This window comes from Allobosea caraganae, from assembly GCF_003351345.1.
Lineage (GTDB): Bacteria > Pseudomonadota > Alphaproteobacteria > Rhizobiales > Beijerinckiaceae > Allobosea > Allobosea caraganae.
In genome coordinates, this window is record NZ_QQTO01000019.1 from 150,791 (window position 1) to 165,890 (window position 15,100).

Annotated in this window: 17 protein-coding genes; 9 read left to right on the top strand and 8 right to left on the bottom strand. The window is 67.4% G+C overall.

Annotation, left to right across the window (positions count from 1 at the left end; genetic code table 11):
- The first annotated feature begins 149 nt into the window (after positions 1–149).
- Positions 150–2,297 carry an NAD-dependent DNA ligase LigA gene (gene ligA, locus DWF00_RS08830; RefSeq protein WP_114827234.1) on the top strand — a complete coding sequence of 716 codons (2,148 nt, stop codon included), beginning with the start codon at positions 150–152 and terminating at the stop codon, positions 2,295–2,297.
- Here ligA and pepT read toward each other — a convergent pair.
- A complete protein-coding gene (gene pepT / locus DWF00_RS08835; RefSeq protein ID WP_114827235.1) occupies positions 2,294–3,529 on the bottom strand; it encodes a peptidase T in 1,236 nt (411 codons plus the stop codon). The two genes, ligA and pepT, sit on opposite strands and share 4 nt — an antisense overlap.
- A gap of 177 nt (positions 3,530–3,706) precedes the next feature.
- Here pepT and DWF00_RS08840 point away from each other — a divergent pair, with 177 nt between their 5' ends.
- Positions 3,707–4,867: a GGDEF domain-containing protein gene (locus tag DWF00_RS08840; protein WP_181832457.1), complete on the top strand. Its 1,161-nt coding sequence runs from the start codon at positions 3,707–3,709 to the stop codon at positions 4,865–4,867.
- Between the two features lie 9 nt (positions 4,868–4,876).
- On the opposite strand, the gene DWF00_RS08845 is transcribed toward DWF00_RS08840, so the two are convergent.
- Positions 4,877–5,884, bottom strand: coding sequence for an AraC family transcriptional regulator (locus tag DWF00_RS08845; RefSeq protein ID WP_114827237.1), 1,008 nt, complete (start codon positions 5,882–5,884; stop codon positions 4,877–4,879).
- 72 nt (positions 5,885–5,956) lie between these two features.
- Here DWF00_RS08845 and DWF00_RS08850 point away from each other — a divergent pair, with 72 nt between their 5' ends.
- From DWF00_RS08850 to DWF00_RS08865, 4 genes are all read left to right on the top strand, one after another.
- Positions 5,957–7,174, top strand: a complete 1,218-nt coding sequence (locus DWF00_RS08850) for an MFS transporter (protein WP_114827238.1) — start codon at positions 5,957–5,959, stop codon at positions 7,172–7,174.
- Between the two features lie 211 nt (positions 7,175–7,385).
- Positions 7,386–8,249, top strand: a complete 864-nt coding sequence (locus DWF00_RS08855) for an AraC family transcriptional regulator (RefSeq protein WP_181832458.1) — start codon at positions 7,386–7,388, stop codon at positions 8,247–8,249.
- 8 nt (positions 8,250–8,257) lie between these two features.
- Positions 8,258–8,974 (top strand): AzlC family ABC transporter permease, encoded by a 717-nt coding sequence (locus DWF00_RS08860; RefSeq protein WP_114827240.1) that lies wholly within the window; start codon positions 8,258–8,260, stop codon positions 8,972–8,974.
- Complete coding sequence (locus DWF00_RS08865; protein WP_114827241.1) at positions 8,971–9,270, top strand: AzlD family protein; 300 nt, start codon at positions 8,971–8,973, stop codon at positions 9,268–9,270. The genes DWF00_RS08860 and DWF00_RS08865 overlap by 4 nt, the downstream gene beginning before the upstream one ends.
- 12 nt (positions 9,271–9,282) lie before the next feature.
- Here DWF00_RS08865 and DWF00_RS08870 read toward each other — a convergent pair whose 3' ends face one another.
- The 3 genes from DWF00_RS08870 to DWF00_RS08880 form a co-directional block, all read right to left on the bottom strand.
- Entirely contained in the window at positions 9,283–9,690 is a 408-nt protein-coding gene (locus DWF00_RS08870) for a type II toxin-antitoxin system VapC family toxin (RefSeq protein ID WP_114827242.1), read from the bottom strand.
- A gap of 8 nt (positions 9,691–9,698) precedes the next feature.
- The gene (locus DWF00_RS08875; RefSeq protein WP_114827243.1) at positions 9,699–9,971 is read right to left on the bottom strand and encodes an antitoxin; all 273 of its coding nucleotides are present in this window, start codon (positions 9,969–9,971) and stop codon (positions 9,699–9,701) included.
- A 201-nt stretch (positions 9,972–10,172) separates the two neighbouring features.
- Positions 10,173–12,017 (bottom strand): aminopeptidase P family protein, encoded by a 1,845-nt coding sequence (locus DWF00_RS08880; RefSeq protein WP_114827244.1) that lies wholly within the window; start codon positions 12,015–12,017, stop codon positions 10,173–10,175.
- A gap of 299 nt (positions 12,018–12,316) precedes the next feature.
- Between DWF00_RS08880 and DWF00_RS08885 the strand changes: the two genes are divergently transcribed.
- Both DWF00_RS08885 and DWF00_RS29975 read left to right on the top strand, forming a co-directional pair.
- The gene (locus tag DWF00_RS08885) at positions 12,317–12,532 is read left to right on the top strand and encodes a hypothetical protein (protein WP_114827245.1); all 216 of its coding nucleotides are present in this window, start codon (positions 12,317–12,319) and stop codon (positions 12,530–12,532) included.
- 47 nt (positions 12,533–12,579) lie between these two features.
- On the top strand, positions 12,580–12,708 hold the full coding sequence (locus tag DWF00_RS29975; RefSeq protein WP_281270135.1) for a hypothetical protein: 129 nt from the start codon (positions 12,580–12,582) through the stop codon (positions 12,706–12,708).
- Between the two features lie 67 nt (positions 12,709–12,775).
- Here DWF00_RS29975 and DWF00_RS08890 read toward each other — a convergent pair whose 3' ends face one another.
- Positions 12,776–13,723 carry a 50S ribosomal protein L11 methyltransferase gene (locus DWF00_RS08890; protein WP_114827246.1) on the bottom strand — a complete coding sequence of 316 codons (948 nt, stop codon included), beginning with the start codon at positions 13,721–13,723 and terminating at the stop codon, positions 12,776–12,778.
- A 110-nt stretch (positions 13,724–13,833) separates the two neighbouring features.
- Between DWF00_RS08890 and DWF00_RS08895 the strand changes: the two genes are divergently transcribed.
- Positions 13,834–14,229: a VOC family protein gene (locus tag DWF00_RS08895; protein ID WP_114827247.1), complete on the top strand. Its 396-nt coding sequence runs from the start codon at positions 13,834–13,836 to the stop codon at positions 14,227–14,229.
- Between the two features lie 11 nt (positions 14,230–14,240).
- Here the strand turns inward: DWF00_RS08895 and DWF00_RS08900 are convergent, their stop codons facing one another.
- A complete protein-coding gene (locus DWF00_RS08900; RefSeq protein ID WP_114827248.1) occupies positions 14,241–14,675 on the bottom strand; it encodes a GNAT family N-acetyltransferase in 435 nt (144 codons plus the stop codon).
- Between the two features lie 128 nt (positions 14,676–14,803).
- Positions 14,804–15,100, bottom strand: coding sequence for a type II toxin-antitoxin system HicB family antitoxin (locus tag DWF00_RS08905; RefSeq protein WP_114827249.1), 297 nt, complete (start codon positions 15,098–15,100; stop codon positions 14,804–14,806).

Genomic DNA, 15,100 nt, shown 5'->3' on the forward strand with positions numbered 1-15,100 from the left:
CGCCGCAGGCGTCGAGCTTCCAATTCCCATGATCACTATACGCCTGATGACGCGTTTTGTCGCAGGCCGATGCGAACACGAAAGCGGGAATGATGGGCGGCCATGGCCACGGTCTTTCTCACGCGACGCAACTCGCCTAAGAAATTGCCATGAGCGAAGCAGAATCCGCCCCCGTCGCCACTCTGACGCCGCGCCAGGCCAAGGCCGAGCACAAGCTGCTCGCGGCCGAGGTGGCCGCCGCCAACAACGCCTATTTCCAGGACGATGCGCCGATCCTCGACGATGCCGGCTATGACGCCAAGCGCCGGCGGCTGAACGAGCTCGAGGAAGTCTTTCCCGAGCTCAAGGGCAAGGCGGCCCTCAGCGACGCCGTCGGCGCCAAGCCCTCGGGCAAGTTCGCCAAGATCCGGCATCGCGTGCCGATGCTCTCGCTCAACAACGCCTTCGCCGACGAGGACATCGTCGATTTCGTCACCCGCGTGCGCAGCTTCCTCGGCCGCAAGGACGAGAGCGCGATCGCCTTCACGGCCGAGCCCAAGATCGACGGGCTCTCGCTCTCGCTGCGCTACGAGAAGGGCGAGCTGGTCCATGCCGCGACGCGCGGCGACGGCGAGGAGGGCGAGGACGTTACCATCAACGCCCGCACCATGGCGGAGATCCCGAAGACGCTGACGGGCAGCGACGTGCCCGAGGTCGCCGAAGTCCGCGGCGAGGTCTATCTCGGCCATGCCGATTTCGCTGCGATCAACGCGGCCCAGCGCGAGAAGGAGGAGCGCGAGTTCGCCAATCCGCGCAATGCGGCAGCCGGTTCGCTGCGCCAGCTCGACGCGTCGATCACGGCGGCGCGGCCGCTGCGCTACTTCGCCTATGCCTGGGGCGAGATGTCGGCGCTTCCCGCCGATACGCAGCTCGGCGTGGTCGAGGCCTTCAAGCGCTGGGGCTTCCGCACCAACCCGCTGATGCGGCGCTGCGCGAGCACCGAGGAACTGCTGGCGCATTACCGCGCCATCGAACAGCAGCGCGCCACGCTCGGCTACGATATCGACGGCGTCGTCTACAAGGTCGACGAACTCGCGCTGCAGGCCCGCCTGGGTTTCGTCTCGCGGGCGCCGCGCTGGGCGATCGCCCACAAGTTCCCGGCCGAGCTCGCCACCACGATCCTGGAGGCGATCGACATCCAGGTTGGCCGCACCGGTGCGCTCTCGCCCGTGGCGCGGCTGAAGCCGGTCACCGTCGGCGGCGTTGTCGTCACCAATGCGACGCTGCACAACGAGGATTATATCCGCGGCTTCGACTCGAAGGGCCTGCCGATCCGCGACGGCACGGACATCCGCATCGGCGACACCGTCACCGTGAAGCGGGCCGGCGACGTGATCCCGCGCGTCGAGGCGGTCGATCTCGACAAGCGACCGGCGGATTCGCAGCCCTATGTCTTCCCGGCGCTCTGCCCCGTCTGCGGCAGCCATGCGACGCGCGAGATCAATCCGCGCACCGGCAAGGAGGACGCCGTCAGGCGCTGCACCGGCGGCCTGATCTGCGAGGCGCAGACGGTGGAGCGCCTCAAGCACTTCGTCTCGCGCGATGCGCTCGACATCGATGGGCTCGGCGACAAGCAGATCGAGTTCTTCCACGCCGACCCCGACCTGCCGGTGCGCGAGCCGGCCGAGATCTACACGTTGGCCGCCCGCGATGCCGCTAACCTGAAGAAGCTCAAGGACAAGGAGGGTTTCGGCGCGACCAGCGTGAAGAAGCTCTTCGAGGCGATCGAGGACAGGCGCGCGCCGCCGCTCAACCGCTTCATCTTCGGGCTCGGCATCCGCCATATCGGCGAGACCACGGCGCGGCTGCTGGCGCGGCACTTCGGCTCGTTCGAGGCGCTGCGCGCGGTCGGCAGCGCCACCGACCCGGAAGCGCCGGAGCGGCAGGCGCTCGACGCCATCGACGGCATCGGCCCGACCGTGGTCGAGGCGCTGGCGCAGTTCTTCGGCGAGCCGCACAACCAGGACCTGCTCGACCGGCTGCTGGCGCAGGTGGTGCCGCAGCCGCTGGAGGCGGTCGCCTCGGTCAGCCCCGTCGCCGGCAAAACGGTGGTCTTCACCGGCGCGCTGGAGCGCATGACCCGCGACGAGGCCAAGGCGATGGCCGAGCGGCTTGGCGCGAAGGTCGCCGGCTCGGTCTCGTCGAAGACGGATATCCTGATCGCAGGGCCCGGCGCCGGCTCCAAGCTCAAGGACGCCGCCAAGCATGGCGTGCAGGTGATCGACGAGGCGGGCTGGTTCGAGCTGGTGGGTGGCTAGGCGTAGGGCGGCCGCGCTGCCAGTGTGCAGATCATCCGCGCCGCCTCGAACGACTTCTCGAAGGCCGGGACGGGCAGGAACTCGAAGCGTGAGTGGAAATTATAGGCGCCGGTGAAGAAGTTCGGCGTCGGCAGCCCCCTGGCCGAGAGCGCCGCGCCGTCCGTGCCGCCGCGCATCGGGATCTGCTTCGGCTTGATCTGGAGCGCTTCCAGCGCGGCGAAGAGCAGGTCGACCGAGCGGCGGTCCTCGCCTAGGCTGTCATGGATGTTGCCATAGGTATCGGTCACCCGGCACTCGACGTGCCCCGCCGGATATTGCCGGGCGATCAGCTCGGCGACTTCACTGAGGCGGCGCTTGCGCTGTTCGAAGCTGTCGCGGTCGAAGTCGCGGACCAGCGCGCCGAGCCTTGCTTCGCTGGCGTTGGCGGCGATGCTGTTGAACCAGACATAGCCCTCGCGCCCTTCCGTGTTCTCCGGCGTTTCGGCGCGGTCGAACTGGCTGATGAAATCATGCGCCATCAGCAGCGGGTTCACCAGGACGCCCTTGGCCGACATCGGATGGGTGCTGACCCCGGTGAAGGTGATCTCTCCCGCTGCGGCGTTGAAGTTCTCGATCACGACCTCGCCGAGCTCGCAGCAGTCGATCGTGTAGGCGAAATCGACGTCGAACCTTGCGAGGTCGAGCGCCTTGGCGCCGCGCAGGCCGATCTCCTCGTCCGGCACGAAGGCGACGACGATGTCGCCATGCGCGTCGTCCGGGCCGAGATTGGCAAGCAGCGTCATGATCACGGCGATCGCGGCCTTGTTGTCGGCCCCGAGCACGCTGGTGCCGTCGCTGAAGACGATGTCCTCGCCCTTCCAGGGGGGGATCTCGGGGTGCTCGGCCACCCGCAGCCAGATGTCCTGCTCAGCGTTCAGGCAAAGGTCCTCGCCGGCGAAGCGCAGGATCTGCGGGCGGATCACCGGCGAGAGGCCGGAATCGACCGTGTCGAGATGGGCGATGAAGCCGATCTTCGGCGCGCCCGGCGCGGTGCCGTGCTTCAGCGCGGTGACGGTGGCGTGATCGTCGATGACGACCTTGTCCAGTCCGAGCGCGCGAAGCTCCCGCGCCAGCAATTCGGCGAGCCGCTGCTGGCCAGGTGTGCTCGGCAGCGTCGCCGATTTGGCGTCGCTCTGGCTCTCGACCGCGGCATAGCGGAAGAAGCGCTCGATCAGCTGCTCGCGAATGCTCATGTCGGCTCCACCACTCGTCGGGACGCCGAGTTCTGACCAACGCCCGCCGGCCTGTAAATTGCCGCGGTGGACATGCCGCCCAATGGCTGCCGCATACCCGGCCACGGTAGCCGTCCGTTAATCAAAACTTTGCGGGAGATGCCCCATGTTGCGGCGCGCGCAAAGGGGTTGCCCTCAATGAACACGATGGTGAGCCTGGGCTTCGTGCAAGCCTGCATTTTCGCATTCCTGGCTTGCCTGTGCGTCGCGATCTATTTCGGCCTGCGCCGGCAATCGTCGCTGGCCTGGCTCGCGGCAGCTCTGCTCATCGGCAGCATCGCAGTCCTGGTCCTCGGCCAGTTTAGCGGCACGTTCCTCGAACAGCTCGCCGTGACCTTGCTCGTGCCGTCCGGTTATCTCTGTCTCGGACAGTCCGTCGGCCTCGCGGTCGGCGAGCGGCGACGCTCTCCCGGGCTGCTCGCGGCGGTGGCCGGCCTGGCGGGTGTCTCCTTCGTGTTGCTGCTTGCGGGCATTCCGTTCATCTACCAGACGCTGCCGTTCCAGCTGGCATGCGGGCTGGCGGTTTCCGATGGTTTCATCAGGCTGTTCCGAGCTCCCGGCAGGAGCGCGCTGGACATTTGCCTGATGTTCGTCGTGGCCGGTATCGCCAGCGCCTTCTTCCTGCGTCTGCCGTTCTTTCCTGTGCTGTTCGACAGCGCCGCATCCTATCTGTCCATCAGGGATTCGTCGTTCGAGCAGACGCTGTTGCGCTTCAACGCGATCGTGACGCCGACGGCCGTCTTCCTGCTGCTGGCCAAGATCGTCGGAGGGGTGATCACGACCTACCGCACCCGCTCGGAGCGGGACGGACTCACCGGATTGTTCAACCGTCTCGCCTTCGACGAGATGATCCGCGCTGACCCTTCGAGCGGTGGCGCCCTGATCCTCTGCGATATCGACTACTTCAAGCAGGTCAATGATCGCTACGGCCATCACGCCGGCGACGAGATCCTGTGCAGCTTTGCCAAGCTGCTGGCGCGGGCCGGTCAGCCGGCCGCCCGCGTCGGTGGCGAGGAATTCGCGCTGCTGCTGCCGCGCCGGGGCGTGGCGGAGGCGGCCGAGCTGGCGGAGATGGTGCGCGCTCGCTTTCATGCCGCCGGGCATCCGCTCATCGCTGCTGATCACAGGCTCAGCGCGAGTTTTGGCGTCGCGAGCTACGAGCCCGGCGATCTGCTTCGGGATGTTCTCACCCGCGCCGATTCCGCGCTCTACCGTGCGAAGCACAATGGCCGCAACCGCGTCGAGACCTATGAGGATGGCCTTGTGCCGATACTCGGCGGCAGGCAACAGGCGGCCTGAGCCGCTCCGCTACGAGCCGGTGAATTGCTGCGGCGGCGCCGCAGCCGGCCTCGCCTCGCCATCGAGCCCCTCCGGCTCCGCCGCGCGAAAATGGCTCGGGGCCTTGCCGATGACGCGCTTGAAGGCGCGGCTGAAGGAGGCTTCCGATTCATAGCCGAGCCGGCGCGCCACCACCGTGATCTTCAGCTTGTCGCGCACCAGCCATTGCCGGGCCTGGCGCATCCTGACCTGCAGCACATAGCGGGCCGGCGTCTCGCCGACGACGCTGGCGAAGCGCTCGGCAAAGGCGGAGCGGGAGGCGTGCATGACCTTGGCCAGCGCCTCGACCGTCCAGTCCTCCTGCGGGTTCAGGTGGATCGCAGCGAGCACCCGGCCGATATCGGGGTCGCGCGCAGCCGCCACCCAGCCGCTGGCATCGCCGCAGCCGTGCTCGACCCAGGTGCGGATGATGCTGGCGGCCACGACGTCGGCAAGCCGAGTGAGGATGCTGCCGGCCCCGACGCGGTCCAAGGCGAGTTCACAAGCCATGGTCTTCAGCAGGGGCGAGATGCCGGGCTCGTGCACGGCGAATTCATGCACCCACATCAGCTCCGGCATCATCCGCAGAAACGGATGCTGGCCGTCGACGTTGAAGCTCATGCTGCCGCTGAAGAACAGGGTCTCCTCGCCGCCGCCGCCGCCGCGCGCCTCGGCGATGTCGCCGCAGACATTCTGGAACTGGCAGCAGGCGAGGGGGGCGGTGCAGGCATTGGGGGCGCTCGCCAGCGCGTGCTCGACGCCGCGCGGCAGGAGAACCGCGTCGCCCGGCTCGAGCCGGACCCATTCATCCTCCGGCGTGCGCAGAAAGCAGCCGCCCTCGGCGACGAAGTGGAAGCGCGCGGCCTGCTGCGCCGGAAAGAGCAGGCCCCAGGGTGCGGCCATCTGATAGCGCGCGTAGTCGACGCCATCGAGCCGCAAGCCCCGCAGCATTTCCGTCAGCGGGTCGGCTCCGCCAGTTTTGGACGAATGGTCAAGCATTACGGGTTTTCTAGCATGGAATGTCCAGGCGGTCACTGCCACTTCTTCGGCCTGACCTTTCCGGAGATTTCCATGTCCGAAACCCTTTCCGCCGCGACCGTCGACGATCTCGATGTGCTGCCGGGTGTCGAAGAACGCGCCGATCCGGCCTGGGCCGCGGTGCTCTCGCTGGCGCTCGGCGTGTTCGGTCTCGTCACCGCGGAATTCCTGCCCGCCAGCCTGCTGACGCCGATCGCCGCCGATCTCGGCATCAGCGACGGCGCGGCCGGGCAGACCGTGACGGCGACCGCCGTCATCGGCGCCTTCGCCGGCCTGTTCACGCCGATCGTCACCGGACGCCTCGACCGGCGGCTGGTGATGTGGTCGCTGACCGGGCTGCTGATCGTCTCGAGCGCGCTCGCAGCGATGGCGAACGGCCTGACCATGCTGCTGATCGCGCGCCTGCTGCTCGGCATCGGCATTGGCGGCTTCTGGTCGATGGCCGGCGCCCTGGCGATGCGGCTGGTGCCGACGCGGCTGATCCCGCGCGCCATGTCGCTGATCTTCACCGGCGTCTCGATCGCGACCGTCAGCGCCGCGCCCATCGGCGCCTATCTCGGCGGGCTGATCGGCTGGCGCGCCGTCTTCGCCATCTCGGCGGTGATCGGCGTCGTCACGCTGATCGCGCAGCTCGCGACGATCCCGCGCATGCCGTCGCAGGGCGCCCCTAACATCCGCACGTTGGTCGATCTGCTGGGCCGGTCGAGCGTCAGGCTGGTGCTGCTGACGATCCTGCTCTGCATCTCCGGCCATTTCGCCGGCTTTACCTATGTCCGCCCCTTCCTCGAGCAGGTGCCGGCGCTCTCCATCGAGATGATCTCGGTCGTCCTGCTCGCCTATGGCATCGGCGGCTTCTTCGGCAACTTTGCCGGGGCGGCCGTGGTGGAGCGCAGCGCCAAGGCCTCGGTCGTCATCGGCGCGCTGATGATCGCGGCGACGGCGCTGGCGCTGACCAGTTTTGGCGCGTCGCTGCCGATCTCGGCCGTCGGCGTCGCCTTCTGGGGCTTCGCCTTCGGCATGATCCCGGTCGGCGTCCAGACCTGGATCATCCGCGCGGCGCCGGATCAGGCGGAGGCGGCGAGCGGCCTCCTCGTCGCGGCCTTCCAGGTCGCCATTGCCAGTGGCGCGGTCTTCGGCGGCCTGCTCGTCGACCATCTCGGCTCGCTCGGCGCCATCGGGTATTGCGGCGTCGGTGCGCTGCTCGGCGCGCTGCTGGCGCTGACCGCACGGCGGGGCGAGGCGCGCGTCTGAGCCGTCATTGCGAGGAGGCGCCGCCGACGAAGCAATCCAGGGGGACCGGGTGAGCGAGACTCCCTGGGTTGCTTCGCGGAGCCTGTACTCGGGCTTGCCGAAGGCAAGACCCGGGTGCTCGCAATGACGGCGAGAATGGCGACGGCCGCGTGATCGTCGCCATCACTTTTCTTCAAGACACGTTTCGCCGATGGCGGCATATGATCGCGCCATGAACGCGGTCTCCCAGATCGAAGCCTTCGGCATCGAGGGCCTTGTCGCCAATGAGCGGGCGGTGCTGTTTCCGGCGCGCCGCTTCGAGGGGCTCGACTGCCTGTCGGCGACCTTCCAGCGCCATATCTACGCGCCGCACCAGCACGACACCTATGTGCTGGGGACGATCGAGAGCGGCTGCGAAAGCTTTACCGTGCGCGGGATCAAGCATTATGCCCGCCCCGACCACATCACCTTCGTCAATCCGCTCGAGACCCATGACGGTGCGCCGCATGAGGGCGGCTACAGCTACCGCATGACCTATCCGAGCGTGACGCTGATGCGCGAGGTCGCTGCTTCGCTGGCCGGTGGCGAGGTCGTGGGCACGCCCTTCTTCCGCGAGCCGCTGGTGTTCGATCCCCACGGCGCAGAGCTGTTCCGCACCGCCCATCGCGCCATCGAGGCCGGTATCGACCTGCTGCAGGGCGAGGAGATGCTGCTGCGCTTCTATGCGCATTGCCTCGCCCATCATGCCGATTGGCCGGTGGCGCCGCTCGGCCGCGAGGCCATCCATGTCGGGCGGGCGCGCGAGCTGATCGAGGCGCGCTATGACGAGGACCTGTCGCTCGCCGAGATCGCACGGCTGAGCGGGCTTGCCCGGCATCACCTCATCCGTGCCTTCCGGCGCGAGACCGGCCTGACGCCCCACGCCTATCTCATCGATGCCCGCATCAGGCGCGCCCGCGACCTGCTCTGCCGGGGCGAGCGTCCCGGTGATGTCGCAGCCGCGACCGGCTTCTGCGACCAGGCGCATCTGACCCGCGCCTTCAAGGCGCGCTACGCGCTCACACCCGGCGCCTTCCGCGCCGCCCACCTGATCTGAGATTTCCAATGTCTGCTCTGGACGATGCCCGCCTGGGCTTCAGCGATATCTGGCCTGCCATGGTCGCCGCGATTCCGGTCGGCCTGTTGCTCGGAGCGCTTGCCGCCGGCAAGGGGCTGTCGCCGCTCGAAGTCTTCCTGATGGGGGCCTTCGTCTTCGCCGGCGGGGCGCAGTTCGCCGCGGTCGAGCTCTGGACGAGCCCGGCGCCGGTCTGGGCGCTGGTCTTTTCGACGCTGCTGATCAATGCCCGCCACATCCTGATGAGCGCCTCGGTGGTGCCGAAGCTGAATGGCTTCAGCACGTTCCAGAAGCTGCTCGGCCTCTACTACATGGCCGATGAGAACTGGGCGCTGGCCGAGAAGCGGGCCCGCTCGCGCGCGCTCAGCCCGGCCTATTGGTTCGGCATGGCCGTGCCCTTCGTCTGCTGCTGGCTGACGACGACGACGCTGGGCGCGATCATCGGCGCCGCCTTCGGCGATCCGAAGCGGCTCGGCGCCGATTTCGCCTTCACGGCGCTGTTCATCGCGCTCACCGCCTCGTTCTGGAAGGGCAGGGTGACGTTCTGGACCGTCGCCGCGGCCGGCATCGCCTCGGCGCTGACCTACAAGCTCGTCGGCGCGCCCTGGCACGTTGCGGCCGGCGCCATCTGCGGATTGTTGGCGGCCTGGCTGGCGGCGGGCGATCAAGACGAGGCGCAGCCCGCTACCGAAGGGGCGCAATCGTGACGCTCGACCCGCTCAACCTGATCGCCATCCTCGGTATGGCGGTGGTGACCTATTTCACCCGCCTTGCGGGCCTGGCTCTAGCCGGCCGGCTCGACCTCTCGCCCCGCGCGCAAGCGGCCTTCGACGCGATCCCGCCGGCCGTGTTGATCGCGGTTATCGCGCCGAGCGCGCTGGCGACCGGTTGGGCCGAGACGGGTGCGGCGGTGATCGCGGCGCTGGCCGCGACGCGGCTGCCGCTGCTGGGCGTGGTTGGGGTGGGCGTGGTCGCGGTGGTAGCACTGCGGGCGGTGATCTGAGGCGGCGCTGCGCTAGGTAGCCCAGTCCGTCACCATCAGGCCCGGGACGCGTTCGAATTCGCTCCGGTTGCCGCTGACGAGGATGGCGCCGCGCCGGCGCGCCTGTGCCGCGATCAATGTGTCATAGGCGCCGATCGGGGTTCCTTTCGCCTCGAGGAATGCCCGGACATCGCCAGCCTCGGCCGCGTCTTCCGCGTCGAACTGGATGATCTCGAAGCCCTCGCTCAGAAACGCGTCGAGCACGCGGGTGGACGCCTCGCGCCGCGTGCTCTTGGCGATGCCGTAGCGCAGTTCGAAGACGACGCCGGACGGGATCAGCAACCGCGTGCCGGCGGCCAATTCCTGTTGCAGTCTTGCGTCGATCGCGGGGACGCGGCCGTTCAGTCCGAAAATAATGACATTCGTATCGAGGCAGAACATCGGGGAGCTCACCCGAAATCCACAGCGTCCTCGGCCTCTGCCGGCGGGTCGTCGGGCAGGCCATCGACCAGGAAGTCGCGGGCGCCGAGCGCGTCCAGCTTCGCCCGCCAGGCCTTGGCATCAAAAGCCGGCTTTGCGATCGGCTCGAGAATGACCTTGTTCCCGACCTTGCTCACCTGCACCTCACTGCCTTCGAAACGGAACTCCTTGGGCAAGCGCACGGCTTGGCTGCGGCCATGCATGAACAGTTTAGCGGTTCCAGATGTCGCATTGGCGGCCATAGGCACCTCCATTGATATCTACCGCGGATAGATATCAATGGAGGCGGTCACCGTCAACGATATCGAGCAGCGCGCCATCCTGGTAAAACCGTCATGCTCGGGCTTGTCCCGAGCATCCACGTCTTGAACACCGCCCGCGATAGGCGAAGACGTGGATGGTCGCCACAAGGGCGACCATGACGGCGGAGCGCAGACCAGGCATCACAGCGGCAGGCATGCCTTCTCCAGCCAGCTCTTCGCCTCGCCCTCGACCAGCGGCGCGAGCTTGCTCCAGACCTGCGCGTGATAGGCGTTGATCCAGGCGATCTCGCCCGCGTCGAGCAGCGAGAGCTCGATCAGCGCGCGCTCATAGGGCGCCCAGGTGATCGTCTCGAAGCCGTAGATCGTGCGGTCGCCACCGGGAATCTGGCGCTCCTCGACCACGATCAGGTTCTCGATGCGGATGCCGTATTCGCCTTCCTTATAGTAGCCCGGCTCGTTGGAGAGGATCATGCCCGGCTCCAGCGGCGTGGTGCCGAGCTTGGAGAGACGCTGCGGCCCCTCATGCACCGAGAGGTAGCTGCCGACGCCGTGGCCGGTGCCGTGGTCGAAGTCGAGCCCGGCCTGCCAGAGCGGCAGCCGCGCCAGCGCATCGAGCTGCGCGCCAGAGGTGCCCTTGACGAAGACGGCGCGCGAGATCGCGACATGGCCCTTGAGCACGCGGGTATAGCGGTCGCGCATCTCCGCGCTCGGCTCGCCGATGGCCATGGTGCGGGTGATGTCGGTGGTACCGTCCTCATATTGCCCGCCGGAATCGACCAGGAAGATGCCGGGCTCGATCCTGCGGTTGCTGGCCTCGGTGACACGGTAATGCGGCAGGGCGGCGTTGGGGCCGGCTCCGGCGATAGTGGTGAAGGAGACGTCCTTGAGCAGGCCGGTCTTGAGCCGCTCGTTCTCAAGCGCGGCGACGGCATCGATCTCGGTCAGGTTGCCCTTCGGCGCCTCGCGCGCGAGCCATGACAGGTAGCGCGTGATCGCGGCGCCATCGCGCAGATGGGCGGCGCGCGTTCCGTTGAGCTCGGCCGCGTTCTTGCGCGCCTTCATCAAGGCGATCGGGTCAGTTCCGGCATCAGGCGTGCCGCCGGCATCGCGGATCAGCGTTGCGAGCGCCGCAGCGGCCGTGCCTGCGTCGAGCCTGACCTTGGCCTTGGCCGCGCCGAGCGCCTCGATCTGCTTTTGCAGTGCTGCCGGCGGGGCGATCTCGCCGACGGCGCCGATCGCGTCGCCGGCCTCGTTGGTGACCTTCTCCGGCGCGAGGAAAACGGTCGGCCGGCCCTCGCGCGGCACGATGCCGTAGCCTAGCGGCAGCGGCGTGTGCTCGACATCGCCGCCGCGGATGTTGAAGGTCCAGGCCAGCGCGTGCGGGTCGGAGATCACCAGCGCATCGACCTTGGCCTTGGCCAGCGCCTCCTGGATGCGGGCGAGCTTGCTGGCCGTGCTCTCGCCGGCGAACTCGGCGCGGTGCGCCTTGACCGGGGCGGTCGGTGGCGCCGGGCGGTCGCTCCAGAGCGCGTCGATCGGGTTCTGCTTCACCGCGACGAGTACGCCGCCGGCTGCGGCTGCCGCCTTCTCCAGCCGGGCGACGCCATCGACCGTATGCAGCCAGGGATCGTAGCCGAGCCTGGCTCCGGGCGGCAGGTTGAGCTCGATCCAGCGGTCGAGCACCGTCTCCTCCATCCTGGTCGGCGTGATCACGGCAGGGTCGGTCTGCTCGGCCGATTGCAAGGTGTAGCGGCCGTCGACGATCAGGGCCGCCTTGTCCTTGAGGATCACTGCGTTGCCGGCCGAGCCGGTGAAGCCGGTCAGCCAGGCGAGGCGGGCCATATGGGCCGGCACGTACTCGCCCTGATGTTCGTCAGCGCGGGGCACGATGAAGCCGTCGAGCCCCTGCGCCGTCAGCGCCGCGCGCAAGGCCGCGACCCGCGGCGCAACCTGCGCCGGGTTGCTCGGTTCGGTGAAGGTCTGGAAGCGGCAGGCGGGATGAGCAGGCGCAGGCGATTCGGTCATGGCAGGTCCGGAGGCAGGGTTCGCCGCATCGTTGCGCCTTGCCGTTGGGAAGGCCAGCGCAAAAGCGACGACAGCGCTGGTCAGTTGGTCAGGCCAATTGGCCTTGAATTTAGGCGAACTGCCTCCTAGCTATGCGATACGTGCAATCGTTAACGGCTTTTAACGGGTCGCATGCGCAGGGCGCATATCTCGCATCTGCGAAGTGGTCTTCTCGCAAGTGCGAAGACGTATCACTTAAGTCTCATAAGAGAACGAGGAAGCGACCGGGACTGTCCTTCGTTTCAAGAGGAGATGGACCTGTGACCTATGTGCTGAATGCCCCTGCCGGGCTTGCTGCCAAGCCGGCCAATCTCAAGGGCCTGACCTTCTGGCAGCGCGTCTATGCGGCGATGATCGAGAGTCGCCGTCGTGCCGCCATCCGCGAGCTGCGCGCTTATTCCTACCTCATCAAGGAGGCGGAACTGGTGCTCGGCGACGCGCAAGACAAAACCGCCTCGCTTCCGTTCAACCGCTGAATTCCGGCTGGCCTTCGGGCTCGCCACCTAACCCAGGGACAAAGACAATGATCGCCATCATCAAGCACATCTTCGAGTGGGTCGTCGAGACCGCCGAGTTCACCTCGATCGTCTGGCACGAGGCCCGCGCCTTGCAGACCGAGGCGGAGCAGAAGTACGGCCATCTCGGCTTCTGAGCGGGACAGCGCGCTGCCCTAGGGAGCGCGCCACCTGCGGGCGCTTCGGCGCCCAGGAAAGCCTGGCCTATCGAAGGCGGCGCGCTCTCGGAGCTGCGCCGCCTTTTTTCATGACCAAGGTCGCCCAGCCTTCGCGCAGCGACTGGCGGGCCAGGAACAGGCCTTGGTGCCGGTAGACCGAAAGCACGCCGGCGACGTCCATGGCGAGCAAGCCGGACAGGATCAGCGTGCCGTCATCCGCGAGAACCCGCGCGATCGACGGTGCCAGGCGCTTTAGCGGCCAGGCCAGGATATTGGCGAAGACGAGGTCGAAATGGCCAGGACGGTTCGCCTTGGCGTGGCGCAGGCCCGGCGCGACGTAGAGGTCGAGCGCATGCGGCGCGTGGTTGACGCGGGCGTTATGGGCCGCGACCTCGACCGCGATGGCGTCGATATCTCCGGCGACGACGCGCTGCTTGGTCTGCTTTGCCAGGGCGAGAGCCAGGATGCCGGTGCCGGTGCCGACATCGAGCCCATGGCGCGGCCGGCGCTTCTTCAGTTCGGCGTCGAGCGCCAGCAGGCAGCCGGCCGTGGTGCCGTGATGGCCGGTGCCGAAGGCGAGCGCGGCCTCGATCTCGATGCCGACATCGTTGACGCGGACGGTGTCGCGGTCATGCGCGCCATGGACGAGCACGCGCCCGGCGCGCACCGGCTTCAGGCCATCAAGGCTGGCGGCGACCCAATCCTGCTGGTTGACCGTGGTGAAGGGCGTCGTGTCGATGACCTCGCCGACGATCGGCCTGAGCATGTCGCGCACGGCCTCCTCATCGGGATGCGTCGCGAAATAGATCTCGACCTTCCAGGGCGCATTTAGGGAGAGCGTGGTGACGCCGTCCTCGATCTCGAAGGCGGAGATCGCCGTTTCCGTGGGGTCGAAGACCTCGCCTAAAAGTTCAGTCAGCGCGCGCGCCTTGTCGCCGCTGGTCGAGAGTTCGAGCACGGTCGCAACCGTGGCGGGGAGAAGGCCTTCGCGCATGGGCGGGGATTAGCAGGGGAGAGCGCGAATGTCATTCGTTGTCAGCGGGTGGCTTGGCAAGACAGCCGCATCGCTTAGGCTGCCTGCATCCTTTGCTGGAGACGCCCGTCATGCTCTCGCATGTGAATATCGGCACGAATGATTTCGCGAAGTCCCTGCCGTTCTACTCGGCCGTGCTGACCGAGCTCGGGCATCGGCTGCGCTTTCACGAGGAAGGGGTATGGGCCGGTTGGCAGCAGCAGACCGGCGGGCGGCCACTCTTCATCGTGGCCAGGCCCTTCGACGGCAAGGCGGCGAGCGTTGGCAACGGCCAGATGATCGCGCTGCTGGCAGGCGACCGGGCGACGGTCGATCGCTGCCATGCGACGGCGCTGGCGAATGGCGGGAGTTGCGAGGGCCCGCCGGGCCTGCGGCCGCACTATCACGACAACTATTACGGCGCGTATGTCCGCGATCCCGAGGGCAACAAGCTCTGCGTCTGCTGCCATGAGGCGGAAGACGGCTGAGCTTCGCAGCGTCAAGCAGTCGGGGCCGCCAGGTCCTTCGTCATGAAGAAGCGCGTCGCGCCCGGGTTCGGCGTGATCTCGCCAAAAACCTGCCAACCGTGGCGCTTGTAGAAATCCGGCGCCTGGAAGCTGATCGTATAGAGCACGGCCTTGTTGCAGCCGCGGTTGCGCGCTTCATCCTCGGCCATCTTGAGGATGCGCGTCCCGAGGCCAGAGCCGCGCAGGCTCTTCGGCAGGTAGAACAAGTTGATGAAGAGCAGGCCCATCGAGCTGCGGCCGAGCAGGCCGCCGACGAACCTGCCGTCCTGATCCTTGATCGCAATGGTCAGAGGTTTGCCATCGCCGGCGCCGCCCATTTCCTTGTTGTAGCCGGTCAGGCCGTCAGTGATCACCGTCTGGAACTCGGGATCGACGGTATCGGTCAGGTCGACGGTGTAGTCGGGCATCGGCTGATATCCTCGGCTCGCCGGCCGGTCCCGCATGGACCGGCTCGAGCGATGGGAGGCTCATAGTCGATTGGAAAGTGGGTGTATCGGCGCCGCGGACATACCGGGCGTGCCGGCCGGCTCGTCGGCTATTCGGCTGCCGGTTGGAAGGCGAGATCAGGCGCTGGAATCAGGGCGATCACATGCTTTGCCATGTCGGCGGCGACTTCCGGGTCGGCTCTCAATTCACTCGGCGTGCGCGGGCGTGGAATCGGCTTGCCATCCTCGGACATCGTGTCCATCCAAAGCGCGATGGCTTCGGGTGCATTCGCGAGAGCTTCATCAAGCGTGTCGCCCGCCGAGAAGCAGCCGGGCAAATCCGGGAACCAGACGCCCACGGCGTGGTCTGGCCCTGCATCTTCGATGATGGCGACGTAATGGGTCAT

Excerpts from the sequence above, each read along its gene's own strand:
- DWF00_RS08880 (WP_114827244.1), bottom strand. The coding sequence starts at position 12,017 with ATGACCGAATCGCCTGCGCCTGCTCATCCCGCCTGCCGCTTCCAGACC.
- DWF00_RS08845 (WP_114827237.1), bottom strand. The coding sequence starts at position 5,884 with ATGCTTGACCATTCGTCCAAAACTGGCGGAGCCGACCCGCTGACGGAA.
- DWF00_RS08900 (WP_114827248.1), bottom strand. The coding sequence starts at position 14,675 with ATGCCCGACTACACCGTCGACCTGACCGATACCGTCGATCCCGAGTTC.
- DWF00_RS08895 (WP_114827247.1), top strand. The coding sequence starts at position 13,834 with ATGCTCTCGCATGTGAATATCGGCACGAATGATTTCGCGAAGTCCCTG.
- pepT (WP_114827235.1), bottom strand. The coding sequence starts at position 3,529 with ATGAGCATTCGCGAGCAGCTGATCGAGCGCTTCTTCCGCTATGCCGCG.
- DWF00_RS08905 (WP_114827249.1), bottom strand. The coding sequence starts at position 15,100 with ATGACCCATTACGTCGCCATCATCGAAGATGCAGGGCCAGACCACGCC.
- DWF00_RS08840 (WP_181832457.1), top strand. The coding sequence starts at position 3,707 with ATGAACACGATGGTGAGCCTGGGCTTCGTGCAAGCCTGCATTTTCGCA.
- ligA (WP_114827234.1), top strand. The coding sequence starts at position 150 with ATGAGCGAAGCAGAATCCGCCCCCGTCGCCACTCTGACGCCGCGCCAG.
- DWF00_RS08860 (WP_114827240.1), top strand. The coding sequence starts at position 8,258 with ATGTCTGCTCTGGACGATGCCCGCCTGGGCTTCAGCGATATCTGGCCT.
- DWF00_RS08875 (WP_114827243.1), bottom strand. The coding sequence starts at position 9,971 with ATGGCCGCCAATGCGACATCTGGAACCGCTAAACTGTTCATGCATGGC.
- DWF00_RS08850 (WP_114827238.1), top strand. The coding sequence starts at position 5,957 with ATGTCCGAAACCCTTTCCGCCGCGACCGTCGACGATCTCGATGTGCTG.
- DWF00_RS29975 (WP_281270135.1), top strand. The coding sequence starts at position 12,580 with ATGATCGCCATCATCAAGCACATCTTCGAGTGGGTCGTCGAGACCGCC.
- DWF00_RS08890 (WP_114827246.1), bottom strand. The coding sequence starts at position 13,723 with ATGCGCGAAGGCCTTCTCCCCGCCACGGTTGCGACCGTGCTCGAACTC.
- DWF00_RS08855 (WP_181832458.1), top strand. The coding sequence starts at position 7,386 with ATGAACGCGGTCTCCCAGATCGAAGCCTTCGGCATCGAGGGCCTTGTC.
- DWF00_RS08870 (WP_114827242.1), bottom strand. The coding sequence starts at position 9,690 with ATGTTCTGCCTCGATACGAATGTCATTATTTTCGGACTGAACGGCCGC.